The organism is Pseudomonas sp. HLG18 (genome assembly GCF_051903985.1).
GTDB classification, from domain to species: Bacteria; Pseudomonadota; Gammaproteobacteria; order Pseudomonadales; family Pseudomonadaceae; genus Aquipseudomonas; species Aquipseudomonas fluorescens_BT.
On sequence record NZ_CP195831.1, the window covers coordinates 1,827,757 to 1,852,396 of the forward strand.

General features: G+C 62.2%; 18 protein-coding genes. 4 read left to right on the forward strand and 14 right to left on the reverse strand.

The features are described 5' to 3' along the window. Nucleotides 1-77 precede the first annotated feature (77 nt). Nucleotides 78-326, reverse strand: a complete 249-nt coding sequence (locus ACSPX5_RS08470; RefSeq protein WP_007952135.1) for a DUF3203 family protein — start codon at nucleotides 324-326, stop codon at nucleotides 78-80. A 123-nt stretch (nucleotides 327-449) separates the two neighbouring features. On the opposite strand from ACSPX5_RS08470, the gene ACSPX5_RS08475 reads away from it, so the two are divergent. After that, nucleotides 450-986: an MgtC/SapB family protein gene (locus ACSPX5_RS08475; RefSeq protein WP_169430244.1), complete on the forward strand. Its 537-nt coding sequence runs from the start codon at nucleotides 450-452 to the stop codon at nucleotides 984-986. On the opposite strand, the gene ACSPX5_RS08480 is transcribed toward ACSPX5_RS08475, so the two are convergent. Beyond that, nucleotides 987-1,145: a hypothetical protein gene (locus ACSPX5_RS08480; protein WP_170928915.1), complete on the reverse strand. Its 159-nt coding sequence runs from the start codon at nucleotides 1,143-1,145 to the stop codon at nucleotides 987-989. It lies immediately after the preceding gene. Nucleotides 1,146-1,363: 218 nt separating this feature from the next. Here ACSPX5_RS08480 and ACSPX5_RS08485 point away from each other — a divergent pair, with 218 nt between their 5' ends. From ACSPX5_RS08485 to glgB, 3 genes are read left to right on the forward strand one after another with little or no spacing between them, the layout of a single operon-like run. Beyond that, complete coding sequence (locus tag ACSPX5_RS08485) at nucleotides 1,364-3,361, forward strand: alpha-1,4-glucan--maltose-1-phosphate maltosyltransferase (protein WP_439821450.1); 1,998 nt, start codon at nucleotides 1,364-1,366, stop codon at nucleotides 3,359-3,361. 37 nt (nucleotides 3,362-3,398) lie between these two features. Next, nucleotides 3,399-6,740: a maltose alpha-D-glucosyltransferase gene (treS, locus tag ACSPX5_RS08490; RefSeq protein WP_439821451.1), complete on the forward strand. Its 3,342-nt coding sequence runs from the start codon at nucleotides 3,399-3,401 to the stop codon at nucleotides 6,738-6,740. Nucleotides 6,741-6,742: 2 nt separating this feature from the next. Then, the gene (gene glgB / locus ACSPX5_RS08495) at nucleotides 6,743-8,974 is read left to right on the forward strand and encodes a 1,4-alpha-glucan branching protein GlgB (RefSeq protein WP_439821452.1); all 2,232 of its coding nucleotides are present in this window, start codon (nucleotides 6,743-6,745) and stop codon (nucleotides 8,972-8,974) included. A 95-nt stretch (nucleotides 8,975-9,069) separates the two neighbouring features. Here the strand turns inward: glgB and ACSPX5_RS08500 are convergent, their stop codons facing one another. The 12 genes from ACSPX5_RS08500 to treZ all read right to left on the reverse strand — a co-directional run bounded on the left by ACSPX5_RS08500 (nucleotide 9,070) and on the right by treZ (nucleotide 24,637). Then, on the reverse strand, nucleotides 9,070-10,140 hold the full coding sequence (locus ACSPX5_RS08500; RefSeq protein ID WP_439821453.1) for an autotransporter outer membrane beta-barrel domain-containing protein: 1,071 nt from the start codon (nucleotides 10,138-10,140) through the stop codon (nucleotides 9,070-9,072). A gap of 385 nt (nucleotides 10,141-10,525) precedes the next feature. Beyond that, nucleotides 10,526-11,323: an endonuclease/exonuclease/phosphatase family protein gene (locus tag ACSPX5_RS08505; protein WP_207864470.1), complete on the reverse strand. Its 798-nt coding sequence runs from the start codon at nucleotides 11,321-11,323 to the stop codon at nucleotides 10,526-10,528. A gap of 89 nt (nucleotides 11,324-11,412) precedes the next feature. Then, a complete protein-coding gene (locus tag ACSPX5_RS08510) occupies nucleotides 11,413-12,174 on the reverse strand; it encodes a PIG-L deacetylase family protein (protein WP_439821454.1) in 762 nt (253 codons plus the stop codon). A 174-nt stretch (nucleotides 12,175-12,348) separates the two neighbouring features. Continuing rightward, the gene (locus ACSPX5_RS08515) at nucleotides 12,349-13,008 is read right to left on the reverse strand and encodes a glycosyltransferase (RefSeq protein WP_323161400.1); all 660 of its coding nucleotides are present in this window, start codon (nucleotides 13,006-13,008) and stop codon (nucleotides 12,349-12,351) included. Next, complete coding sequence (locus ACSPX5_RS08520) at nucleotides 13,005-13,604, reverse strand: SAM-dependent methyltransferase (RefSeq protein ID WP_439821455.1); 600 nt, start codon at nucleotides 13,602-13,604, stop codon at nucleotides 13,005-13,007. Before ACSPX5_RS08520 ends, ACSPX5_RS08515 begins: the two co-directional genes overlap by 4 nt. Beyond that, complete coding sequence (locus tag ACSPX5_RS08525) at nucleotides 13,601-14,359, reverse strand: PIG-L deacetylase family protein (protein WP_439821456.1); 759 nt, start codon at nucleotides 14,357-14,359, stop codon at nucleotides 13,601-13,603. The genes ACSPX5_RS08520 and ACSPX5_RS08525 overlap by 4 nt, the downstream gene beginning before the upstream one ends. After that, nucleotides 14,356-15,354, reverse strand: a complete 999-nt coding sequence (locus ACSPX5_RS08530) for an acyl-CoA dehydrogenase (RefSeq protein ID WP_439821457.1) — start codon at nucleotides 15,352-15,354, stop codon at nucleotides 14,356-14,358. Before ACSPX5_RS08530 ends, ACSPX5_RS08525 begins: the two co-directional genes overlap by 4 nt. A gap of 1 nt (nucleotide 15,355) precedes the next feature. Beyond that, the gene (gene glgX, locus ACSPX5_RS08535; protein ID WP_169430256.1) at nucleotides 15,356-17,515 is read right to left on the reverse strand and encodes a glycogen debranching protein GlgX; all 2,160 of its coding nucleotides are present in this window, start codon (nucleotides 17,513-17,515) and stop codon (nucleotides 15,356-15,358) included. Between the two features lie 108 nt (nucleotides 17,516-17,623). Beyond that, nucleotides 17,624-17,956 carry a DUF2934 domain-containing protein gene (locus tag ACSPX5_RS08540; protein ID WP_439821458.1) on the reverse strand — a complete coding sequence of 111 codons (333 nt, stop codon included), beginning with the start codon at nucleotides 17,954-17,956 and terminating at the stop codon, nucleotides 17,624-17,626. A gap of 29 nt (nucleotides 17,957-17,985) precedes the next feature. Further along, nucleotides 17,986-20,763, reverse strand: coding sequence for a malto-oligosyltrehalose synthase (locus tag ACSPX5_RS08545; RefSeq protein ID WP_439821459.1), 2,778 nt, complete (start codon nucleotides 20,761-20,763; stop codon nucleotides 17,986-17,988). Further along, nucleotides 20,760-22,838, reverse strand: a complete 2,079-nt coding sequence (gene malQ / locus ACSPX5_RS08550; RefSeq protein WP_439821460.1) for a 4-alpha-glucanotransferase — start codon at nucleotides 22,836-22,838, stop codon at nucleotides 20,760-20,762. Before malQ ends, ACSPX5_RS08545 begins: the two co-directional genes overlap by 4 nt. Further along, nucleotides 22,835-24,637 carry a malto-oligosyltrehalose trehalohydrolase gene (gene treZ / locus ACSPX5_RS08555; protein ID WP_439821461.1) on the reverse strand — a complete coding sequence of 601 codons (1,803 nt, stop codon included), beginning with the start codon at nucleotides 24,635-24,637 and terminating at the stop codon, nucleotides 22,835-22,837. The genes malQ and treZ overlap by 4 nt, the downstream gene beginning before the upstream one ends. Nucleotides 24,638-24,640: the final 3 nt, after the last annotated feature.

Here is a 24,640-nt window from a genome sequence, read left to right on the forward strand (position 1 = left end):
GACAACTTGAAGCAGCCCGCAGGCCAAGGCGCAGAGGCCTATCCCAGACGTCTGCGCCAGTTCTTGACCGGGGTCAGTCAAATCACCGAATCACTGTCGTCAGCCTTCAGGTGTTTGCGTCCGTCCCTGGCGCCTGCGACGGTCAAGGCGTCAGCTTCGGCTTCGGTGACGTAGATGCGCCGTCCTTCCACTTCGACGAACGACATGGCTTTTTCGCTATCTGTCCTGACTTCCAGCGTGTCGCAGATCCGGATTTCCTCACCATTTTCAACGGTGAAAAAACAGACTTTCGATTCCGGATTGCTTTCATCGATACGAAGGGGCATGGCGTTGTCCTTTTTTCACGGGAGTCTGAAACGTTAGGGTGCGAGGTTCTGCAGATCGTTCGACGCAACCGATTAATGGTCGGCGCTGTCCATCCACTATCAACGCATTAAAAGGACTGCACGATGAACGCCTGGTGGCATGAAGTGTGGGAAACCCTGCAAGCGGAATTCGCCGATATCGGCGATGCGTCGCAACTGACCCGGATTACCGTGCGTCTGCTGATGGCGGCAATATTGGGCGGGATTCTCGGGTTCGAGCGCGAGCACAAGGGCAAGGCCGCCGGGGTGCGAACGCACATGCTGGTGGCCCTCGGCGCGGCGCTGTTTGTACTGGTGCCGCAATTGTCCGGATCACAGGCCGACGCGATGAGCCGTGTGGTTCAAGGTGTGATTGCCGGTATCGGCTTTCTGGGGGCCGGCACCATTCTGAAAAATCACGAAGGCGATGAAGGGCACGTCAAAGGCCTGACCACCGCTGCCGGCCTGTGGATGACCGCCGCCATCGGCGTCGCGGCCGGTCTGGGCCGCGAGGCGACGGCGCTGCTCAGTACATTGCTCGCTTGGGGGATCTTCAGTGTCATGCCACGGATCGTCAGAGTCTTCGAAAACGATCACGTCGAGAAAGACCGCATCGAGAAAGACCACAACGACCCGCGCTGATCAGACGATTACCGGCGGCATGGTCGTCGGCGGTTCTTCCTTGGGCGGTGGCGTGGAGCCAGGCGGTTCCTGTTCGGGAATCGGTTGCGGCTCGGTCTCGGGCAGGGTCGGTTTATCGATGTTCGGATCGGGTGTTTCGGCTGGAATCGGGATAGTCATCGGGTGAACCTCCGTGTGGCACTTGGCGTGGGAAGTGCTTAAGTGGATTGACCACTTCACTGCGAAATCGATCCGATTTTGTGGCGGGGCAAATCCCTGTGAACTTTTCCCGGCGTGAGTCGCTCGGAACCTGAGAGAGTTCATCATCGGGCGCAGGCCCGGCCGTGATCGCCAAACAGGCAAACGAGCGTCCTTGGGGCGTTAAGGAGAGATGCTCAATGACTGCTGAAAAACCCTCAGAACAGAGCTACAACCCGCATATACCGCTGTCGCAGGCCTTGCTGCTGCCGCGTATCGTCATAGAAAACACCGCGCCGACCCTCGACGGCGGACAGTTTGCCGTCAAGGCAATCGCAGGCCGCAAGATCGTGGTCACCAGCAAGGTGTTCGCCGACGGCCACGACAAACTGGCGGTGCGTATCCGCTGGCGTGAAGAGGGCGATGAAACCTGGCAAACCGAAGTCATGAGCGATCAGGGTAACAACGGCTGGCGCGGAGTGTTCCAGCCGCACCGCATGGGCCGGTACCTGTTCCTGATCGAAGCCTGGATCGACCAGTTCGCCAGTTTTCAATACGAGCTGGAGAAGAAACACACCGCCGCCGTTCCGGTCAGCCTCGAGCTGCAAGAAGGACGCACCATGGTGCAGCAAGCTGCCGAGCGCAGCGAAGGTCAGCTGAGCGAACAACTGGCAGCCTTGCACCACGAATTGTCCGGCCTGCTCGAAACGGAGCAGGTCGCGCTGTTTCTGCACCCGCAAAGTGCGCAGTTGATGACCGAGGCCGATCACCGCCCTTATTTGAGCATCAGCAGTGAATTCCCGGTGGACGTGGAGCGTGAACTCGCCGAGTTCGCCAGTTGGTACGAGTTGTTTCCCCGCTCGATCACCGACGATCCCGCCCGCCACGGCACCTTCAACGATGTGCACTCGCGTCTGCCAATGATTCAGGACATGGGTTTCGACGTGTTGTATTTCACGCCGATCCACCCGATTGGTCGCAGCCACCGCAAGGGCCGCAACAATTCCCTGACCGCCGGCCCCGACGACCCCGGCAGCCCTTATGCGATCGGCAGTGAAGAGGGCGGGCATGAAGCGATTCACTCGCAGCTCGGCACCCGTGAGGATTTTCGTCGACTGGTGACTGCCGCTGCCGAGCACGGTCTGGAAATCGCCCTCGACTTTGCGATCCAGTGTTCCCAGGACCACCCTTGGCTCAAGCAGCATCCGGGCTGGTTCAACTGGCGGCCGGACGGCACGATCAAATACGCGGAGAACCCGCCGAAGAAATACCAGGACATCGTCAACGTCGACTTCTATGCGCCGGAAGCGATTCCGAGCCTGTGGGTCGAGCTGCGCGACATCGTGGTCGGCTGGGTGCAGGAGGGCGTGAAGATCTTTCGCGTCGACAATCCGCACACCAAGCCGCTGCCGTTCTGGCAATGGCTGATCGCCGATGTGCGCACACTGCACCCGGAGGTGATCTTCCTCGCTGAAGCGTTCACCACGCCGGCGATGATGGCGCGACTGGGCAAGGTCGGTTACACCCAGAGCTACACCTATTTCACCTGGCGCAACACCAAGGCCGAACTGGCGACTTACTTCAGCGAACTCAATGAATCACCCTGGCGCGAGTGCTACCGGCCGAATTTCTTCGTCAACACCCCGGACATCAACCCGGCGTTCCTGCATGAGTCGGGGCGTCCCGGGTTTCTCATCCGTGCGGCGCTGGCGACCATGGGTTCGGGCCTGTGGGGCATGTATTCGGGGTTTGAACTGTGCGAATCGGCACCGGTGCCGGGCAAGGAGGAATACCTCGATTCGGAGAAGTACGAAATCCGCGTCCGCGACTTCAACCAGCCCGGCAACATCATTGCCGAGATCGCCCAGCTCAACCGCATCCGCCGGCAGAACCCGGCGTTGCACAGCCATCTGGGCCTGAAGGTCTACAACGCCTGGAACGACAACATTCTGTATTTCGGCAAGCGCAGCGCGGACGGCAGCAATTTCATTCTGGTGGCCGTCAGCCTCGATCCGCATAACGTGCAGGAGGCGAATTTCGAGCTGCCGCTGTGGGAAATGGGCCTGGCGGACGATGCCACCACCCACGGCGAAGATTTGATGAACGGCCATCGCTGGGACTGGCACGGCAAGTACCAGTTCATGCGGATCGACCCGGCGTATCAGCCGTTTGGAATCTGGCGCATTACTGCTTCCTGATCGTGGGCGCCCCAACAGAATTCAACAGGAGTTTCATATGGCGAAGAAACCCAAGGCTGCCACCTTCATCAAGGACCCGCTCTGGTACAAGGACGCGGTCATCTATCAAGTTCACGTCAAATCCTTTTTCGATTCGAATAACGACGGAATCGGCGACTTTCCCGGCCTGATCGCCAAACTCGATTACATCGCCGACCTCGGCGTCAACACCATCTGGCTGCTGCCGTTCTACCCGTCGCCACGGCGCGATGATGGCTACGACATCGCCGAATACCGGGGTGTGCACAACGATTACGGGACGATGGCTGACGCCAGGCGGTTCATCGCCGAGGCCCACAAGCGTGGTTTGCGGGTCATCACCGAACTGGTCATCAACCACACTTCCGATCAGCACCCGTGGTTCCAGCGGGCCCGCAAGGCCAAACCCGGTTCGGCCGCTCGCGACTTCTATGTATGGTCGGATGATGATCAGAAATACGACGGCACGCGGATCATTTTTCTCGACACCGAAAAGTCCAACTGGACCTGGGACCCGGTGGCCGGGCAGTACTTCTGGCACCGTTTCTATTCGCACCAGCCCGATCTGAATTTCGACAACCCGCAAGTCATGAAAGCCGTGCTGTCGGTGATGCGCTACTGGCTGGACATGGGCATCGACGGCCTGCGCCTGGATGCCATTCCGTACCTGATCGAGCGCGACGGCACCAACAACGAAAACCTGCCGGAAACCCACGACGTCCTCAAGCAGATCCGCGCCGAAATCGACGCCAACTATCCGGATCGCATGCTGCTGGCCGAAGCCAACCAATGGCCGGAAGACACCCAGCTGTATTTTGGTGACACCGACGCCGAGGGCGTGAATGGCGACGAATGCCACATGGCGTTCCACTTCCCGCTGATGCCGCGCATGTACATGGCGCTGGCCCAGGAAGATCGCTTCCCGATCACCGATATCCTGCGCCAGACTCCGGAGATCCCGGCCAATTGCCAATGGGCGATCTTCCTGCGCAACCACGATGAACTGACGCTGGAGATGGTCACCGACAAGGAACGCGACTACCTCTGGAATTACTACGCCGCCGACCGCCGCGCACGGATCAACCTCGGCATCCGCCGACGTCTGGCGCCGCTGATGGAGCGCGACCGCCGCCGTATCGAGTTGCTTAACAGTCTGCTGCTGTCGATGCCCGGCACGCCCACCCTGTATTACGGCGATGAGATCGGCATGGGTGACAACATCTACCTCGGCGACCGCGACGGCGTGCGCACGCCGATGCAATGGTCGATCGACCGCAACGGCGGGTTCTCCCGCGCCGATCCGGCCAGTCTGGTCCTGCCGCCGATCATGGACCCGCAATACGGCTATCAGTCGGTCAACGTCGAAACCCAGGCCGGCGATCCGCATTCACTGCTGAACTGGACTCGCCGTCTGCTGGCCGTGCGCAAGCAATCCAAGGCATTCGGTCGTGGCACGCTGAAAATGCTCTCGCCGGCCAACCGTCGCGTGCTGGCCTACACCCGCGAATACACCGGCCCGGATGGCAAACACGAAATCATCCTGTGCGTGGCCAACGTCTCGCGCAGTGCCCAGGCGGTGGAGCTGGACCTGTCGGCCTACGTCGGCATGGTGCCGGTGGAGATGCTCGGTGGTAACGCATTTCCGCCCATCGGCCAGCTCAACTTTCTACTGACCCTGGCGCCTTACGGCTTCTACTGGTTCGGCCTGGCGGCGGAAAACCAGATGCCGAGCTGGCACGTCGAGCCCGCGCAGAGTCTGCCGGACTTCACCACGCTGGTGCTGAAAAAACGCATGGAAGAACTGCTCGAAGCGCCATCACGAGCCACCCTCGAACAGGGCATCCTGCCGAACTGGCTGCAGAATCGCCGCTGGTTCGCCGGCAAGGATGCTGCCATCGAACACGTGAAGCTGGCCTACGGCGTGCGCTTCGGCGATGCACAGCATCCGGTGCTGTTGAGCGAAATCGAAGTGCAGAGCGGCGGGCAGACCAGTCGCTATCAACTGCCGTTCGGCTTTATTTCCGAAGATCAGGTCGGGCCGGCGTTGCCGCAGCAATTGGCCCTGGCGCGGGTGCGTCGGGTGCGTCAGGTCGGGCTGATTACCGATGCATTCAGCCTCGAAGCCTTTATTCGCGCAGTGCTGCAAGGCATGCAGTCCGGGACGGTGCTGGAATCCAGTGATGGCGAGATCCGTTTCGAGGCAACGCCTGAGCTGGAAAAACTCGGTCTCGGCGCGGAATCCGAAGTGCGCTATCTGTCCGCCGAGCAATCCAACAGTTCGGTGGTGATCGGTAACAGTCTGGTGCTCAAGCTGATCCGCAAAGTCGCTTCTGGCGTACACCCGGAACTGGAGATGAGCGCGTACCTGACCGCGGCCGGATTTGCCAATATCTCTCCGCTGCTGGGTTCGGTGATTCGCCGCGACGGGAAGGGCGAAGACAACCTGCTGATGATTGCGCAGGGCTACTTGAGCAATCAGGGCGACGCCTGGGAATGGACACAGAACAACCTCGAACGGGCGCTGCGCGATGAACTGGCCGACGCCGTTTCCGAACAGGCGCAACACTACAATGCCTTGGGTGAGTTGAAGGATTTCGCCGGCATGCTCGGCCAGCGTCTGGGGGAAATGCATCAGGTGCTGGCAGCGCCGAGCGACAACAAGGACTTCGCACCGCAAGTCAGTTCGACCAAGGACGCACAGGCGACCGGCAAGGATGTCGCGGCTCAGGTCGAGCACGCGCTGAAGCTGCTCAAGCAACATCAGGGTGAACTCGACGCGACGGATCAGAAGCTGGTCGGTCGCTTGCTCGACCACAAGAAAACCATCCTGGCCCACGTGCAGGAACTGGCGAAGCAGTCCGCTGGCGGCCTGCGGATTCGCGTGCATGGCGACCTGCATTTGGGGCAGGTGCTGGTGATCAAGGGCGACGCTTACCTGATCGACTTCGAAGGCGAACCGGCGCGGCCATTGCCCGAACGCCGAGGCAAGCACAGTCCGTACAAGGATGTCAGCGGGGTGCTGCGTTCCTTCGACTATGCCGCCGCCATGGCCCTGAATGTGCACAACGTCGACAACAGCCCCGAGGCCGAAGCCGCGCGTCGGCGGGTCACGGAGCGCTACCTGCGTGAAGCCCGGGAAGCATTTCTCCAGGCATATCGCCAAGCGGCAGCTAGTCTTGATCATGCCTGGCAAGATCCTGAAGGTGCCGACGCCGCACTGGCGTTGTTCGGTCTGGAGAAAGCGGCCTACGAAGTGGCCTATGAAGCCGAAAATCGCCCCACCTGGCTGCCCGTGCCGTTGCACGGTCTGTATGGGTTATTGACGGGGCTGGAACCCTTTTCCGATCTTGATGGAGAGTAGTCATGAGTTTCTCGAACAGGGAACAGGGTCACGCTAAAGAAAGATTGCTGCCCACTGCAAAAGATATCGATGCATTGGTGCGCGCAGAACATCAAGACCCGTTTTCCATTCTTGGCCCCCACGGCGATGGCGCCGGCGGGCAGTTTATCCGGGCGTATCTGCCCGGCGCGTTGAGCGTTTCGGTGCTGGACAAAAACACTGGCGAAGAGCTTGGTCCGCTGGACGCCACCGAAACGCCGGGGCTGTTCGTCGGGCATTTCGAGGGCGTACGGCCTTACCTGTTGCGCACCCGCTGGGCCGGTGGCGAACAGGTCGCCGAAGATCCCTACAGCTTTGGCCAGTTGCTCGGTGAAATGGACTTGTATCTGTTCGCCGAAGGCAACCATCGCGACCTCAGCAGTTGCCTCGGCGCACAGTTGAAAACCGTCGAGGGCGTCGATGGCGTGCGGTTTGCCGTGTGGGCACCGAATGCCCGGCGGGTGTCGGTGGTCGGCGACTTCAACGTCTGGGACGGGCGCCGGCATCCGATGCGTCTGCGGCATCCGTCCGGGGTCTGGGAGCTGTTCATTCCGCGCCTGCAAGCGGGGGAGCTGTACAAGTACGAAATCCTCGGCGCCCACGGCATCCTGCCGCTGAAGGCCGATCCGATGGCGCTGACCACCAGCTTGCCGCCGGACACTGCGTCAAAAGTCGCCTCGCCGTTACAGATCGACTGGCAGGATCAGGACTGGATGACCGGCCGCCGCGAGCGCCAGCAACACAATGCGCCGCTGTCGATCTATGAGCTGCATGCCGGATCCTGGCAATGCGAGCTGGACGATCTGGGAGAAGTTGCCCGTCAGTACACCTGGCCGGAGCTGGCCGAGCGGCTGATTCCCTACGTGAAGGAACTGGGTTTCACCCACATCGAACTGATGCCGATCATGGAGCACCCGTTCGGTGGTTCCTGGGGCTATCAGCTGCTGTCGCAATTCGCGCCGAGCGCTCGTTACGGCACGCCGGACGAATTCGCGGCGTTCATCAACGCCTGCCATCAGGCTGACATCGGGGTGATTCTCGACTGGGTGCCGGCGCATTTTCCGACCGATACCCATGGTCTGGCGCAGTTCGACGGCACCGCGCTGTACGAATACGGCAACCCGCTGGAAGGCTTTCATCAGGACTGGGACACGCTGATCTACAACCTGGGTCGCACCGAAGTGCATGGCTACATGCTGGCGTCGGCACTGCACTGGCTGAAGCATTTCCATGTCGACGGCCTGCGGGTCGATGCAGTGGCGTCGATGCTCTACCGCGACTATTCGCGCAAGGCCGGCGAGTGGGTGCCCAATCGTCATGGCGGCCGGGAGAACCTGGAGGCCATCGACTTCCTTCGTCATCTGAACGATGTGGTGGCGCTGGAGGCACCGGGAGCGCTGGTGATTGCCGAGGAATCCACGGCGTGGCCGGGTGTCAGCCAGAGTACCCAACGGGGCGGGCTCGGTTTTGCCTACAAGTGGAACATGGGCTGGATGCACGATTCGCTGCATTACATCCAGCAGGATCCGGTGTACCGCGCCCATCATCACAACGAGTTGAGTTTCGGTCTGGTGTACGCCTGGTCCGAGCGTTTCATCCTGCCGATCTCCCACGATGAAGTGGTACACGGCAAGCACTCGCTGATCGACAAGATGCCCGGCGACCGCTGGCAGAAGTTCGCCAACCTGCGCGCCTATCTGAGCTTCATGTGGACCCATCCGGGCAAGAAACTGTTGTTCATGGGCTGCGAGTTCGGCCAGTGGCGCGAATGGAATCACGATCAGCAGCTGGATTGGTATCTGCTGCAGTATTCCGAGCACAAAGGCGTGCAGAAACTGGTTGGCGACCTGAATCGCTTGTACCGCGAAGAACCGGCGCTGCATGAGCAGGACGATGCACCGCAAGGGTTCCAGTGGTTGATCGGTGACGATGCGATCAACAGCGTCTATGCATGGCTGCGCTGGAGCAAGGCGGGGACGCCGGTGCTGGTGGTGGCCAACTTCACGCCGGTGCCGCGTCAGTCGTATCGAGTGGGTGTGCCGTTTGCCGGACGCTGGAAGGAGCTGCTCAACAGTGATGCAGACACCTATGCGGGTTCCAACTATGGCAACGGTGGCGGGGCGTATGCCGAAGAGGTGCCCAGCCACGGCCAGGCGTTGTCGCTGGAGCTGAACCTGCCGCCGCTGGCGGTGTTGATCCTCAAGCCGGAGGGGTAGGCCAGACACCGTTAACCCCGCTGCGGTTCGGCGATTCGGCTGGCCAGTCGAATCGTCGATCCGCAGCTCCCACAAGGTCCTTCATGATCCGGATATCACCAGCGCATCCGCACCCCCAGACTGCCGATCAACCCGTTCAGATCATTGTCATCCACATCACTGCTGTAGTCGGCGCTGACGTACAGGCTCACGGTCGGCGTGACCTTTGCCACCAGACCCAAGCCCAATTCCACCGTCGATGACTTGCGACTGCTGCTGATCTTGTCCACTTGATCGAGGGTCACCGTGTTGCCGGTGTACACCGTGTGCCAGAGGTTGGTGCGCACGTAGGGTTCCACGGGCAGGCCGCTGAGGTCGTAACTGCCTTTGAGGCGCGCTCCGACCCGGCCGCTCCAGGACGAAAGATCGCTGGACGATGCATGGCCTGAGCCGGCGTAAGGCGTGTCGAGGGTAATTCGCTGATTGATCAACTGCGCCTGCGGTTCAACCACCCAGTTTTCGCCCAGGCCGATCGGGAAGCCGCCTTCCACGGAGAACGTCAGCGCGCTGCCTTCGGTGGCCAGGCGCGCGCCTTGTTCATTGCGACTGAACCCGCTGACCCGGCCACCGCTGGCTGACAGGTCGACGTGCCAGCCTTCGGACCCGGTCAGGCTGTAATAGGCGCCGAGGCTCTGGCCTTGCAGGTTGAGGATATCGGTGGTCGGGTCGGCGAGAGCGCTGTTGACGATCAGCCCGCTGCCATTTGCCAGAATCCGCGTGGTGCCACCGATCAATCCGAACCGCTGGGTCGGCCCGCCGCTGCCTTGCAGAGTCAAGACCGGTGGCCCTTTGATTGCTGTGGAACCGGAAGCCGTAAATCCCGGGCCGAAGGCATCGGGTTGTGCCTGATGATCAGATTGTCCGTAAAGCTGATCCCAGGCCGAGGGTGCCGGATCCTCGGTCATCAGGTTCGAGCCGCGCAGGTCGGGGCGCGGGCTTGTACGCGGCGGATCGGGGGTGATGATGGTTTCAGGCAGGGTCAGGACGGTGACGTCCTGCCGATACCAGGGCGAGGTTTCGTCCGCCGCAGGGCCGGCCTGCGCCTCCATGGACGAACACAGCAGGAGGGAGCTTGAAACGGTGCAGAAGGTGATTTTGATCTCTTGTGAAGTGAGTGAGGTTTTCATGAACGTCTGCCTTGCTATCGCATGCGGTGTCTCGCCTTGGCGTCTCTCCTACCCGAATGAGGGGCGACCGAATGGAGCGAGGCGAACCTTGGGGACTCGTTTTCACGAATCTCCGGGGGCTCGCCCCAGGTAGTGTTTCCGGGGGTAGTAAGGTAGAGCTAAGAAGACCGCTGACACTGCGTCAAGAAAATGAACGATGAGTGGTCGATCTCGAACGGAAGTTGCAAGCTTTTGTTTTTACGTATTTATATAAGCTTTTGTTTGTAGGGTGAATCGCTGCGTCAGCCGTTCGAGTGAGGCCGACAGCAGCCGACAGTCGGTCTGTCACGGGGGTGCTTTGACGTGCCCGCTCCATCGAAACGCCACAGAGCTGTCAATAGTGCGCTTACAAATGCACCTCGACGGCCAGCGGCAGGTGATCGGAGAGATGCGTCCAGGGTTTGCTGCCGAGAATCTGCGGATCGTGACTGCTGGCATTGCGCAGGTAGACCCGGTCCAGTCGCAACAGCGGAAAGCGTGCGGGGTAGGTCTTGGCCGGCCGGCCGTGATGACGTTCGAAGGCTTCATGCAGGTAGTCTCGACGGGCGAGGGCGACGTTGCCCTGCATTTGCCAGTCGTTGAAATCGCCGGCGATGATCACTGGCGCATCGTCTGGCAGGGATTCGAGCAACTGACAGAGCAGCTGCAACTGCAATTGCCGATGGCTTTCGAGCAGGCTCAGGTGCACGCAGATGGCATGCACTTCGGCATGTCCCGGCACATCCAGTATGCAGTGCAACAACCCGCGTCGTTCCGGGCCGGTGATCGAGACGTCGAGATTGCGATATTCGCGGATCGGATATTTCGACAACAGGGCGTTGCCATGATGCCCATCGGGATAGACCGCATTACGGCCGTAGGCAAAATCGCTCCACATGCTGTCGGCGAGGAATTCGTACTGCGAGGTCTGCGGCCAATCGTTGTAGCGACTGGAATGCCGCTCGTGCTCGCCTACCACTTCCTGAAGGAACACCAGGTCGGCACGGGTACTGCGCACGGCCTCACGCAGCTCGGGAAGAATGAAACGCCGATTGAGTGCGGTGAAACCCTTGTGTGTATTGACCGTCAGCACGCGCAGGCGATGGATGACGGATGGGTTCAAGGGTTGTGCGTCGATGGCATGACGCTTGGGGTCGCTGGACACGGTCACTCCTCTGAATCATGACTGCCTGTTCATGCGACTGGCCGGGAGGGCGGGCAGTTCACTTTGAGTGAGGTGCCCGCGGCCGTTGATCACTCTACGAAAACGATCTCATAGGGCAAACGCATGCGCTCCAGAATAGCCTTGGGCAACAGCGGCGCAATGCCGATCGCCGGTTCGCCATTGAGCTGACTGGCGTAGGCATGAGTGGCGTGGCTCTTGCGCGCGACGGTCCAGGTGTCGAGGCGCAGCTTGCGCGCGCGGTGCCAGGGAATCTGTGCCTGATCGCGCTCCGGCCAGTGCCAGGCCCAGACCGGCACATCGTGGTAGGCCGCGCCGACCTGGCGGGCAGCCTCGGCGCTGGCCCGGCCGACCACTTCATGATCGTCGGTGCCGTCTTCGCGCCAGGTGCTGAACACCACGTCGCCGGGGCGCAGGTAACGGGAGATGAACCCGGTCAACAGGGCTTCCTGGTCGAGCAGGGCACTGTCGGTGAAGCCGCCGCGGACCCATTTCAGGCTGTGCATCGGCAAGCCCAGGCGACGCAAGGCCTCGACGCTTTCCTGAGGGCGAAATACGCTCAGGCGTTTCTCCGACCACTGACGCGAACCGGGATGGCTGGCGCTGCCATCGGTGATCGACAGCAATTGCAGGGGATGACCCAGGCTGCACAGCAGTTGCAGCAGGCCGCCGCAGGTGACCACTTCGTCGCCGGGGTGAGGGGCGATGACCACGGCGCGGGCGCCGGCCGGGACCAGATTATGGGTGCTGATGACGGGAATGTTGTCGAGTTGCGCCGCCCTGTTCCAGATTTGTGCAGGCAGGCCGCTTTCATTGAGGGATAACGGTTTCATGGGGCAGGACATCCTTGTGGTGTCGGGCCTTCCGTCGCGCACGGCCACGCGTGCTTGACCCTTGAAGGCTGGTTGATAACCCGGCAGCGCTCCGAACCCTGGATTGCCGCGATGCAGAGTATTGCTCAAGACCGGCGATTCGTCGCGCCGCCGATCAATCTGATCCGCTTTTTTTTATTCAGTCTGTGCCAGCTGTCGCAGATAGTCGCCGAAGCCACCGCGTGCGCGACTGTCGAGACGGGCGCTGGTGACGACTTGCGGCCGATGACTCCAGGCGATGCTGGCCCCGCAACGTTCCAGTTGACGCACCAGTTGCACGTCTTCGTCGCAGGCCAGGGGCTCGAACCCGCCGGCGCGCCGGTAGGCCTGCGCGCTGACTCCCAGGTTGGCGCCATGGATGTGCCGGTGCCCATCGCGGGCCTGGTAGTGGCGGTGATAATGAATCTGCGCCGCGTCATCCAGGGAATCCTGCCAGTGCTCGACCGTCACGGTGCCGCATACCGCGTCGACCCCCAGTCCAAGCTGTGCCACCAGCCAGTCGTCGGCGACACGACTGTCCGCGTCCGAACAGGAGATCCAGCGCGCACCGCGCTCAAGCAGGTGTTGTGCGCCGCAGGCTCGCGCCTTGCCGACATTGCGCGCCTCGATGCTCAGCGTCAGGACCGGGTACTGACTGACGACCTCTGCCGAGCGGTCGGTGCAACTGTCGAGCACCACCAGCACCTCGACCGGCTCGCCACCCAGCAGGGTATGGGCGGCAGCGCGCAGGGCCGCCCGCAGGCAGTCATCGAGCCGTTCCTCCTCGTTGTGCGCAGGGATCAGGATACCGATCATCGCAGGCCCTCCAGCGTGGCCACTGAACGGGGATCGCGACTCCACACTTCCAGCAGGAAATCCGCTTCCTGATGCAGCACCAGTCGCGGCAGGTGCAACTGTTCGTGGATCAGGTCGTGCACCTGGCGCGCATTGAGCGGGCAGCCCTCGATGGCCGGCCGCCAATGACAGGCCAGCAACTGCCCGTCGGCGGTCAGGGAGTCATTGATCCGGCGGATCACGGCGGTCAGATCCTGCCGATCCAGGTAATAGCCGATTTCGCTGAAAACGATCAGGTCGAACTGCTCATCGGGCCAGTCCCCCGGCAGACGACATTGCCGGACTTCGGTATGTTCGTACAGGCTCAACCGGGTGCGTGCCAGATTCACCGCCGCGCCACTGGTGTCGCAGCACAACAGCCGGTCGCAGCGCTCGGCCAGGGCTGCGCTCAGTTCGCCGTTGGCGCAACCCGGTTCGAAGATTGCCCGATAGCGCGGCCGGGGCAGGGCTGCCAGGGTGGCCAGACGTTTGCGTTGCTCGTACCAGCGCTGACGAAATCCCCAAGGGTCATTGTTGTCGGCGAACAACCCCTCGAAGTAACGATCGTCGACGCTCACAGAAACACCACTTCAAACGGTTGCAGCAGTCGGTCGAGCACATGCGGCGGGAGAACCGGCGCCAGGCACGCGTCGGGATCGCCTTCCAGCTGACTGGCGAAGGCGTGCACGGCATGACGTTTGCGCGCCACCTGCATTTTTGTCAGGGCGATTTTTCGCGCCCGCTCCCAAGGCACTTTGGCGTCTTCCGGGTCTGCCCAGTGCCAGGTCCAGACCGGCAGTTCGTGGCAAATCGCCCCCACGCGCCGGGCCGCTTCGACACTGGCACGGCCGACGGCTTCGTGGTCGCTGTGGCCGTCCTCGCGCCAAGTGGTGAAGACCACGTCGCCGGCTTGCAGATAGCCTGTCAGATAGTCGCAGAGTGAAGACTCGCGGGCCGCCACTTGGGTGTCGGGGAAGCCGCCGCGAAGCCATTGCAACTGATGCATCGGCAGGCCGAGGCGGCGCAAGGCCTCGGCGGATTCCTGCGGACGTACCACGCTCAAGCGTTCCACGGGCCAGCGCGCGGATCCGGGATGACTGGCGCTGCCGTCCGTGACCGAAATCAGTTGCAGCACACGCCCTGCAGCGGCGAGCCGTTGCAGGAGACCGCCGCAGCCCAGCACTTCGTCATCTGGATGAGGCGCGATGACCACGGCCCGCGAGCCCGGTGGTACGAGATCAAGAATGTCGATGCTGTCCAGCGCCGCCAACTGACGGGACGCTTGCCATTGCTCCAGACTCGTGCCCTGGCCGACGATCGGATTGTTTTTCATAACGCCCATGCCTCAGCCGGTTGCCGGGCGATCAGTTGGCCGAGTGAGGCGAGGTCGCGTTCGGCATGGCTCTGGCGCAGATACACCGGGAGGTCGGCGATCAGTTGCGCGAAATGTCGATCCTTGCAAAACGGCCCGGCCCCCAGCGCGTGCCCGGTATCACGGATGATCTGTTCGGCAGCTTGCTCGACCACCGCACGGACCCGCCGCGCCAGCAATTCGGCGTTGGCCTGAGGGTGACAGTCAATGTCCAGCGCACTGACGCGCAGGACCTGGGCAGCAGCCTGCAACGCGGCGTCGACCGCACCCAGACTGGCCAGTGCGTAGGGCTCTTCGCGTCTGGCGCAATGCCGGTGCAGGCGTTCGGCAATTTCCCGCGCGGCACCGTACCAGCAGGCGGCGATGCCGATGCCGCCGTGCCAGAACCCCGGTCGTTGCAGGTAGTCCCCGGGGTTGCCGATGGCCTGAGCCTCGACATTGTCGAACAGCACCTCGACGCTGCCGGTGGCCGCCATGCCGATGGCTTGCCAGCCTTGGTCGGTGACGGTCACACCCGGTTGATCGAGCGCCACCGCTACCAGTTGCTGACGATCGTCGTCATCCCAGGCGGTGAGCAGCGCATGGCTGAGCACTGCCGCCCCGGAACACCACGCCTTGCGTCCGTGCAATCGCACCATATGCCCCGAAGGCGTGACCCGGACCCGTGCCTGCGGTGGTTCGGCGGCCCACATGCCCCACGTGCTGCCGGGGGTTGGCGAACCGCCCAGTTGTTCGATGATGGCCAGCGCATCGGTATGGCCTTCGTAGAGTTTGCACAACCCCAGATCATGGCCGCCGACCTCGGCCAGCCGTTGCCAGCGTTCCAGCGTGCGACCGCTGCCGGGCAACGGCAGACGATCCAGTCCCGCCTCGACCATCTCCCGCAGGCAGCGTCCAAGGGCGGCGGTATCGCCATAGTCCGGAGTACGCAGTGCCAGATAGTCAGACAGCTCCATGTCAGTCTTCCTCTTCCCGTTGCAGCTCGAACAACAACAGCGAGCGCCCGGTGACCGAGTACTCGTGGCCGAATTCGAAGCGTTCCTGGCCACGAATCGAAGGTTGATTGGTGTCGACCATGCAGGTCCAGAAACTGCCCTCGGGCACTTCCGGCAAAGTGAAGTTGACGATGTCGTGATGAGCGTTGACCACCAGCAGCAATGTCGCGTCGGCGCCCTTGCGGCGGATGCCGGTTTCCTGGGCACGGCCATCGAGCAGCATGCCGAGACAACGGTTGTGCGCATCGTGCCAGTGCTCGGTGGTCATCTCCGTGGCGTCCGGTGCCAGCCAGGTCACGTCCTTGACCCCGATGTCTTCGTTGTATTCGCCGACCAGAAAACGCCCGCGGCGCAGGATCGGATACGCCAGGCGCAACTTGATCAGGCGCTTGACGAATTTCAGCAGCGCCTTGCCGTCTTCGCTCAGGTCCCAGTTGACCCAGCCAATCTCGCTGTCCTGGCAGTAGGCGTTGTTATTGCCGTCCTGGGTGCGGGCGAATTCGTCGCCAGCCACCAGCATCGGCGTGCCCTGGGCCAAAAGCAGCGTGGCGAAGAAGTTGCGCATCTGCCGGTGGCGCAGCGCATTGATTTCCGGATCGTCGGTGGGGCCTTCGACGCCGTGGTTCCAGGACAGGTTGTTGTTGCTGCCGTCCTGATTGTTTTCGTCGTTGGCCTCGTTGTGCTTGTCGTTGTAGGACACCAGATCGTTGAGGGTGAAACCGTCGTGGGCGGTGACGAAATTCACCGATGAGTAAGGACGCCGACCACGCTGATTGAACATCTCGCCGGAAGCGGTCATGCGGCTGGCGAAGTCGGCGAGCTGGCCGTCGTCACCTTTCCAGAAGGCGCGCACAGTGTCGCGGAACTTGTCGTTCCATTCGACCCAGCCCGGTGGGAAGTTGCCGACCTGATAGCCGCCCGGACCACAATCCCAAGGCTCGGCGATCATTTTCACCTGACGCAGTACCGGATCCTGACGGCAAGCAACCAGGAAACTGTGACGTTCATCGAAACCGTCGTGATAGCGACCGAGAATGGTTGCGAGGTCGAAACGGAAGCCGTCGACGTGCATTTCGCTGGCCCAATAGCGCAGCGAGTCGGTGACCATTTGCAGCACACACGGATGGCTCAGGTCCAGAGTGTTGCCGGTACCGGAATCGTTGATGTAAAAGCGCTTGTCGTCCGGCATCAATCGATAGTACGAGGCGTTGTCGATCCCGCGCATCGACAGGGTCGGGCCTTGTTCGTTGCCTTCGGCAGTGTGGTTGTAGACCACGTCGAGGATCACTTCGAGATTGGCTTCGTGCAGGTGCGCGACCATCTCCTTGAATTCTGCAATCTTGCCGCTGGCCAGGTAGCGCGGGTCCGGGGCGAAGAACGCAATGCTGTTGTAGCCCCAGTAATTGGTCATGCCTTTGTGCAGCAGGTGCTGGTCGTTGACGAAAGCGTGGATTGGCAACAGTTCGACGGTCGATACACCCAGTTTGCGGATGTGTTCGAGCACGTCGTCGACCATCAGCCCGGCAAACGTCCCACGCACATTTTCCGGCACCGACGGGTGGCGCATGCTGATGCCGCGCACGTGGGTCTCGTAAATGATCGTCTTGTCCCACGGCACGCTGACGCGATGGTCGTTGCCCCAGGTGTGCGCCGGGTCGATGACTTTGCATTTGGGCACGTAGGGCGCGCTGTCGCGTTCATCGAAACTGAGGTCGGCATCCGGGTGGCCGATGGTGTAGCCGAACAGCGCTTCGGACCATTTCAACTCGCCCACCAACTGCTTTGCGTACGGGTCGATCAGCAACTTGTTGTGATTGAAGCGATGTCCGTTGGCCGGGTCGTACGGACCGTAGACCCGGTAGCCGTAGATCAGCCCCGGATGCGCATCGGGCAGGTAGCCGTGGTAAATCTCGTCGGTGTATTCCGGCAGCTCGATGCGTTCGAGTTCGACCTCGCCGGCATCGTCGAAAATGCACAGTTCGACCCGGGTGGCGTTGGCGGAAAACAGCGCAAAGTTCACCCCCAGACCATCCCAGGTTGCGCCGAGCGGGAAGGGCAGACCTTCACGGATTCGCGAGGGTTCGGGGTGCGCGGCGGGCTCGGCTTTCTTTGGACGGGTCATAGGTGCTCCTGCAAAAAAATCGGGGGGTGGTTTTTTTCGAGGACGAGTCAGCCCTCGGTGGCGAGCGAACTCGCCACACGGTTACTCAAATCAATGGTTCGGGGAGCGTCAGACCGCAGGCGGCTTGCGCGGCGCGCGGGGCTTTTTCTCGGTGGCTTTTTCGCCCGGGGGAATCACTTTGGCGACACCGGCAGGCTTGGCCTTGGCCGTCGTGGCCTTGGGTTTGGCAGCGGGTGCCTTGCCATCGACGGCTTTGCTGGTGGCGGTCTTGCCAGCGGTTTTACTGCCGGCGGCTTTCGGCGATTTCTTGGGCGCCAATGCCTCGGCTTCAGCCAGTTTGCGCGCCATCTCCCAGTGGCGGGCGTCCTGGCCATCGGGTTTTCCTTCCGATTCCCAGATCTGATAGGCGAATTCGCGGATGCGTTTATCGTCGGTACTCATCGCAATGCTCCTGAACTGAACTCATGCTTCTAGAAGTGTTGGATAAACAGATTGACCGGGAAGTCCCCCAGCGCAGCGCTGACCTCCAGCTCCCTGTTTTTTGTGACTGCGGTGCTCGAAAAAAGTCCCTTCAGATTTTCGTCGGAGGCGGCGAACGGTAATTCAACCCGCGTATCGCCCCAGCGCAGCGCATCGACCTGCGGTACGGCACCGTTTTCCAGCAGGGTTGCGCAACGGATCGGCACGATGACGATGGCCCGTTGCCCCTCGTGCTCGCGGGCAAACGCGAGCACGTTGTGCGCCTGGCTGCCCAGCACCTCGAGGGCCTGGTACGAACCCTGACGAAACAACTGGGCGTAGTCGGCGCGCAGGCGCAGCACCTCGGCGATCAATGCTTGCTTGACTCGTCCGTCGCGCCAGTTCACCAACAGTTCCTGAACCGGCCCTGGTGCCTGCAGCGCCTGCTGCCTGGCGGCATAGTCCACTGGCCGACGGTTGTCCGGATCCACCAGGCTGAAGTCCCAGCGTTCATTGCCCTGATACAGATCCGGCACCCCCGGCACCGTCATGTGCAGCAAGGTTTGCGCCAGACTGTTGAGGGCGCCGGCAGCGGCGATGCTGTTGGCGCTCTTGGCCAGCGCCCCGCGCAGCAGCTCGCCTTCGGGCGACAGCAACAGCCGCTCGGTGAATGACTGGGCGGCGTTTTCGTAAGCCTCGTTCGGCGCACTCCAACTGCTTTGCAACTTGGCTTCGCGCAGAGCCTTTTGCTGCCATTGCCAGATGCGTCCGGCGTACTCAGCGAATCCGCCGTGGTCATCGCCGCGCAATTGCAGCGGCCAACTGCCGAGCAACGCTTGATAGAGGATCAATTCGTCAGCGGCCGACGGCATCTGATGGTCATTGCGCAGCGGCCGGGCGAGGGCGCGCCACAGCTCGACCTGTTCGGCGTACCAGTGGCTGCGCTCGCTGAGCACGGCCAACCGTGCGCGAGTGTCTTCGCCGCGTTTGTGATCGTGGGTGGCGGTGGCCAGCAGGTTGTCGGGGAATGTCGCCAGGCGTTGCTGGTTTGTCGCATGAAAGTCGCTGACCGGGGCGCTGAACTGTTCGGTGTTGTAGCCCACGTCATTGCGCGACAGCAGCACTGCCGAGCGATACAGCGCGGTGTCTTCCACGGCCTTGGCGGCAGCGGGCGAGGTGAGTTGCTGAAAGCGCACGCAGGCGTGGCGCAGGAGCTTGCGCGAACGCCCACGGGGTTTGCGCCGCCATGGCTGGCCGCCGAGCCAGCCGGCCACAGACTCAAGCACCGGCCAGTCGCTTTCGCTCAGTGCCTGACGCGCACCGTCCATGGCTTGCTGGAAAAACACGTCGTCCTGCGTCGTACGACCCATCGCACTGATGTAGGTGCGATACACCGGGAAGTGCACGATCAGCGCCTGCAACACCCGGCGGATCGAACCGAGCGTGAGGTCACGGGTCATCAGGTCGTCCCGCGCCACTTGCAGCAGCGCCTGGGCAACGCTTTCGCAGTCGCTGGCCAGCGAACCGTTGAGGATCTGCTGACGCGCCAGTCGTGCTTCGTCGATGAACGCGGCGGGGCGCTCGGTGCGGCGGTGCCACAGGTCGCCCAGCACGTGTTCACCGGCCGGGTCGTGTTGCAGCAGCGACAGCTGATTCATGAATTCGTAACCGGTGCTGCCATCCACCGCCCAGTCGGCGTGCAGGGTTTCGCCAGCCCCGAGAATTTTCTCGACGTAGATCGGCAAGTGTCGCCCGGGTGCCAGAAAATCGAGGCGTCGCCTTAACTTGCGGCAGTAACCCCGCGGATCGGCGAGGCCGTCGACGTGGTCGATGCGTAAACCGTCGATCAGGCCTTCTTCGATCAACTGGAAGATCTTGCCGTGGGTCGCTTCGAATACCGCAGGCCGCTCGACCCGCAGGCCGCCGAGTTCGTTGATGTCGAAGAAGCGCCGCCAGTTGATGTCGTCCGCCGCCGTGCGCCAGCTCGCCAGACGATAGCTTTGCCGCTCCAGCAATTGATGCAGGCGCTGGAAGCCGTCTTCGGTCTTGGAGTCGTAGCGCGTGAGATGGTGCTCAATGGCTTGCAGGATGTGCGGGTCGCTGGCCAGTTGCTGGAGTTCCTCCTTGAGCGATATCGACAGCGAACGGGCATCGGTCTGGTAGCTGAGGCTGCTGAAGCGGTCCGCCAGCGACTTGAGGGCTTCGTTTGCCGGCTCATCGGGCTTGAGCAGTTCGCCGTAATCGCCGGGGCAGATCGGGAAGTGATGCTCGTAATGCTCGACGTGGAAGGTGCCGGACTCGGCGTTGAACACCAGCGGCAGTGTGCCGTCCTGCAACGCAATGCCGTAATCGGTGCCGAGGAAAGGCAGCAGCAACTGGCCTTCCATCAACGGGTCGGGCGAGTGCCATTGAATGTCGAAGAACTCGCCATAGGGGCTGAGCCGGCCCCATTCCAGCAGGTCGAGCCACCACGGATTGTCACCGCCGCCCACTGCCATGTGATTGGAGACGATGTCGAGGATCAGCCCCATGTCGTGTTCGCGCAAGGCCGCGACCAGTCGGCGCAGCGCCGGTTCGCCACCCAGTTCGGGATTGACCCGGGTCGGGTCGACCACGTCGTAGCCGTGCATGGAGCCGGCGCGGGCCGCGAGCAGCGGCGAGGCGTAAATATGGCTGATGCCGAGCCGGGCAAAGTACGGCACCAGCGGCACCGCCTCATCGAGGGTGAAGCCCTTGTGAAACTGCAGGCGCACCGTGGCTCTCAATGTCTGGTTTTGTACTGCACTCATTGGTCACGCTCGGCGGCTTGCAGGCGGGCACAGGCCAGCAGCTCGAGGCGTCGCGCAGCATCGACGCCATCGAGCAGCGTTTCGCTGTTGCCGGGCAAGCGTCGCGACCAGTTCGGATGAGTGTCGATGGTGCCGGGCAGGTTGGCCTGTTCGTCCAGGCCCAGCGCGTCTTCCAGTGGCAGCAGCACCAGCGGCGCGCGGGTGTGGCCGAGGAAACGCACAGCGGCGTCGACTACCTGATCGGCCTCGTGGGATTCCTCGCGAAAGTTTTGCGGGTCCTGACTCAAGGCGCCGCGCAGGCCTTCACGCTCGCGTTCGCGGTAGCGGCGCCAATCGATTTCGCCGTTGGCGTCGATCAGCCCGAGTCGCGAATTCCAGTCGATATCCCGGCCATGCCACCAGCCATTGAGCGTCGGCAGATCGTGGGTGCTGGTGGTGGCCAAAGCGTTGTCCGGCCAGTCGAGGATCGGTTTGAAATGGGTGTTGTCCTGTTCGAACAACAGCACGCGCATGCCAAGCATGGCCCGGGCGATCAGCTTTTCCCGCAGGCCATCGGGCACGGTGCCGAGGTCTTCGCCCAGCACAATCGCCTGATGGCGGTGGGATTCGAGGGTCAGCAAGCGCAGCAGGTCGTCCACCGGGTAATACAGATACGCGCCGTCCGCCGGCGCTGAACCGTTGGGAATCACCCACAACCGTTGAAGGCCCATGACATGGTCGATGCGCAAACCACCCGCATGAGCGAAGTTGGCGCGCAGCATGTCGATGAAGGCCCGAAAGCCATTGCGTACCAGACCTTCCGGGGAGAACGCCGAGATACCCCAACCCTGGCCGGAGCGATTGAGGATGTCCGGTGGTGCACCGACGGTCAGCGACGCCAACAGTTCATCCTGAAAACTCCAGGCCTGGCTGCCGGCGCCGTCGGCACCCACGGCCAGGTCGGCAATCAGACCGATGCCCATGCCGGCGCTGCGGGCGGCGGTCTGGGCGCGCTCCAGACAACGGTGGATCAGCCATTGGCAGAACGCGAAATAACTGATGCGCTCGGCGTATTCTTCGGCAAACGCGCCAAGTGCGGCGCCGCGCGGGTCGTGCCAGTGTTCCGGCCATTGGCGCCAGTCGAGACTTTCGCCTCGGGCGGCACGCATTTCTTGAATAGTTTCGAAGCGGCAGTGGTTTTCCAGCGCTTCACCGCCGGCATCGCGGAAACTGGAGAAATCGGCATGCAGCGGATGTTCGCCGCTGATGAAACCGTCATACAGGGCTTGCAGCAGTTTCAGTTTGGCATCGGCCGCTTTCGGCCAGTCGGTCAGGGGCAGCTCTTCAAGCTGCTTGAATTGATCGGCCAGGCCGGCCGCCTCAATCGCATCGCGCAGCGCACGCTCACCGAGAATGGCACCCGGCGCCGCGTAGAGCGGATTGAGAAACAGCCGACTGGACGGCGAGTAAGGGCTGTAGCGCCCGGTATCGGCGCTGAACATCGCGTGCAGCGGGCTGATCGCCAAGGCATCGGCGCCGCGCTCGCCGGCCACCCGGGCCAGTTCTTCCAGGGCCTGAGTGTCGCCGAAACCGCCATCGCCGGGGCGGCGCAAGCCATAAAGCTGCACGCTCAGCCCCCACACGCGAGGGATCGGGTTGTCCACCGCGTCACCCACGCTGAAGCAGCGTTGCGGTGCCACGGCGAGAGTGAACTGCTGATCGGCGATGTGCACTTGCTGGTAGCCGACCGGAATCTCGCCGGGCAGCACGGCCCGGGCATCCAGCTTGAGGCTCAGTCGCGAGCCGTCCTCAAGGTGAATCTCGCATGGGGTCTCGGGTTCGAAATAGCGGGCCAGATCCACGCCCACGCCGACATCGGCAGTGAGCAGCGGCGGTAGCTGGCGATTTTCCTGTACTTGTTGCAGTTCGAGCAGGCTGGCGTCGATTTCCTGGGCCGTTCCGGCCGGGTGACCGAGGCCGATCAGCACATTGCGCAGCACCGCCGGGGCGACTTTTTGCGCTCGCCCGTTGGCGTCGATCCAGTCGACGGCAAGGCCGGCTCGGCTGGCGAGAATTTCCAGTTGCGCATCGCTCATAGGCGCTCTCCATCCAGGGGTAGCAAAGGGGTTGCGGCCGTGAGGCTGACGAGCGCGCAATACGGGGGCAGTTGCCCCTCATCCGACAGGCCGGCGTCGGATGGCTGGCGAAACAGCCACACCGATTCGGTCTGTGGAAGGTTGACCACTGGCGTGTCGCTGAGGTTCAGGTCGATTCGCAGCTCGCTGCCATCACCCAGTCGCCAGCGTGCGCTGACGGCGCCAGGCCCCAGCACTTGGGCGCCGAGTGCTTGAGTGCCGGACAGGTTTGGAATGATGTATTGATGGCGCAATTGCAGCAGCCGGCGATACAGCGCCAGTGTTGTCTGTTGCCGAGGTGTGCCGTTACCCATCAGACGCGGTTGTGAGGCGTGAAAGGTCTGCCCGGCGTTGGGGTCGGGAATCTGCTCGCGCTTGTGCGGATCCGAGAAGGCACTGAATGCCGCAAACTCATTGCGTCGACCTTCGCGCACCCGCTTCGCCAGTTCGCCGTGGTGGCTGGTGAAGAACAGGAATGGCTGTTGGGCCGCGTATTCATCGCCCATGAACATCAGGGGAATCATCGGCGACAGCAACAACAACGCTGTCGCAGCATCCACTGCGCGCGGGTCGGCCAATTGATGCAAGCGCTCGCCGAAGGCGCGGTTGCCGATCTGGTCATGATTCTGCAGGAACAGCACGAAGGCGGTGGAGGGCAGATGCTCGCTTGGCTCGCCACGGGGTTCGCCGTGGCGAGTGATATGACCCTGAAACACGAAACCCTGGCTCAGACAGCGGGCCAGTTGCTCCGTGGGTTGCAGTGCATAGTCCGCGTAATAGGCGTCGGTTTCACCGGTCAGTAATACATGCAGGGCGTTGTGGCCGTCGTCGTTCCACTGGGCGTCGTAATTTTCCTCAAGCAGGCTTGATTGGTTGAGTTCGTTCTCGATGGTCAGCCATACATGCCGGGACGGGTCGATCTGCTGACGTATGCGACGTGCGAGTTCCGGCAGGAAGTCGGGGCTTTCGATGGCATGCACCGCATCCAGGCGCAAGCCGTCGAAACGGTATTCCAGCAGCCACATCAGTGCGTTTTCGACGAAGAAGTCCCGCACTTCACGACGACGGAAATCGATGGCCGCGCCCCACGGGGTATGTTTGTCATCGCGAAAAAAGCCCTTGGCGTAGCGATGCAGGTAATTGCCGTCGGGGCCGAAGTGGTTGTAGACCACGTCGAGGATCACCGCCAGACCATAACCGTGGGCGCTGTCGATCAGGTGTTTGAGTTGTTCCGGCGTGCCGTAACTGGCTTGAGGCGCATAGTGCAGCACGCCGTCATAGCCCCAGTTGCGATCGCCGGGAAACTGCGCGATCGGCATCAGTTCAATGGCGGTGATGCCGAGCCCGGCAAGGCGTGACAGGTGCTGCTCGACTTCGGCAAACCCGCCGAGCGCACCGACATGCAGTTCATAAATGACCGCTTCATTCCAGGGGCGGCCTTGCCACGTGGTGTTGCGCCAGGAAAAGAGGTGCGGATCGACCACCACGCTGTGACGGTCCAGGTCACCGTCCTGCGCCCTGGAGGCCGGGTCGGGCACCTCCAGTTCGCCATCAATGTTGAAACGGTAGCGGCTGCCGGCAGGGCAGCGGGTCTTGATGACAAACCAGCCCTCGCCCTGGGGCAGCATGGGCAGGGACTGGCCGTTGTCCAGCTCGACGCTGACGTAAAATGCATCCGGCGCCCACAGCGCGAATTGTGTGTGGTCGGCATCCAGCATGATCGCGCCGTGGGGCCAGCTTTCAGGTGTCCGTGACGGCATCGT

Coding starts and splice junctions, on each gene's coding strand:
- treS (WP_439821451.1), top strand. CDS start 3,399: ATGGCGAAGAAACCCAAGGCTGCCACCTTCATCAAGGACCCGCTCTGG.
- ACSPX5_RS08510 (WP_439821454.1), bottom strand. CDS start 12,174: ATGAAACCGTTATCCCTCAATGAAAGCGGCCTGCCTGCACAAATCTGG.
- glgX (WP_169430256.1), bottom strand. CDS start 17,515: ATGACCCGTCCAAAGAAAGCCGAGCCCGCCGCGCACCCCGAACCCTCG.
- ACSPX5_RS08515 (WP_323161400.1), bottom strand. CDS start 13,008: ATGATCGGTATCCTGATCCCTGCGCACAACGAGGAGGAACGGCTCGAT.
- ACSPX5_RS08475 (WP_169430244.1), top strand. CDS start 450: ATGAACGCCTGGTGGCATGAAGTGTGGGAAACCCTGCAAGCGGAATTC.
- ACSPX5_RS08545 (WP_439821459.1), bottom strand. CDS start 20,763: ATGAGTGCAGTACAAAACCAGACATTGAGAGCCACGGTGCGCCTGCAG.
- ACSPX5_RS08470 (WP_007952135.1), bottom strand. CDS start 326: ATGCCCCTTCGTATCGATGAAAGCAATCCGGAATCGAAAGTCTGTTTT.
- treZ (WP_439821461.1), bottom strand. CDS start 24,637: ATGCCGTCACGGACACCTGAAAGCTGGCCCCACGGCGCGATCATGCTG.
- ACSPX5_RS08530 (WP_439821457.1), bottom strand. CDS start 15,354: ATGGAGCTGTCTGACTATCTGGCACTGCGTACTCCGGACTATGGCGAT.
- ACSPX5_RS08485 (WP_439821450.1), top strand. CDS start 1,364: ATGACTGCTGAAAAACCCTCAGAACAGAGCTACAACCCGCATATACCG.
- ACSPX5_RS08480 (WP_170928915.1), bottom strand. CDS start 1,145: ATGACTATCCCGATTCCAGCCGAAACACCCGATCCGAACATCGATAAA.
- ACSPX5_RS08525 (WP_439821456.1), bottom strand. CDS start 14,359: ATGAAAAACAATCCGATCGTCGGCCAGGGCACGAGTCTGGAGCAATGG.
- malQ (WP_439821460.1), bottom strand. CDS start 22,838: ATGAGCGATGCGCAACTGGAAATTCTCGCCAGCCGAGCCGGCCTTGCC.
- ACSPX5_RS08540 (WP_439821458.1), bottom strand. CDS start 17,956: ATGAGTACCGACGATAAACGCATCCGCGAATTCGCCTATCAGATCTGG.
- ACSPX5_RS08500 (WP_439821453.1), bottom strand. CDS start 10,140: ATGAAAACCTCACTCACTTCACAAGAGATCAAAATCACCTTCTGCACC.
- glgB (WP_439821452.1), top strand. CDS start 6,743: ATGAGTTTCTCGAACAGGGAACAGGGTCACGCTAAAGAAAGATTGCTG.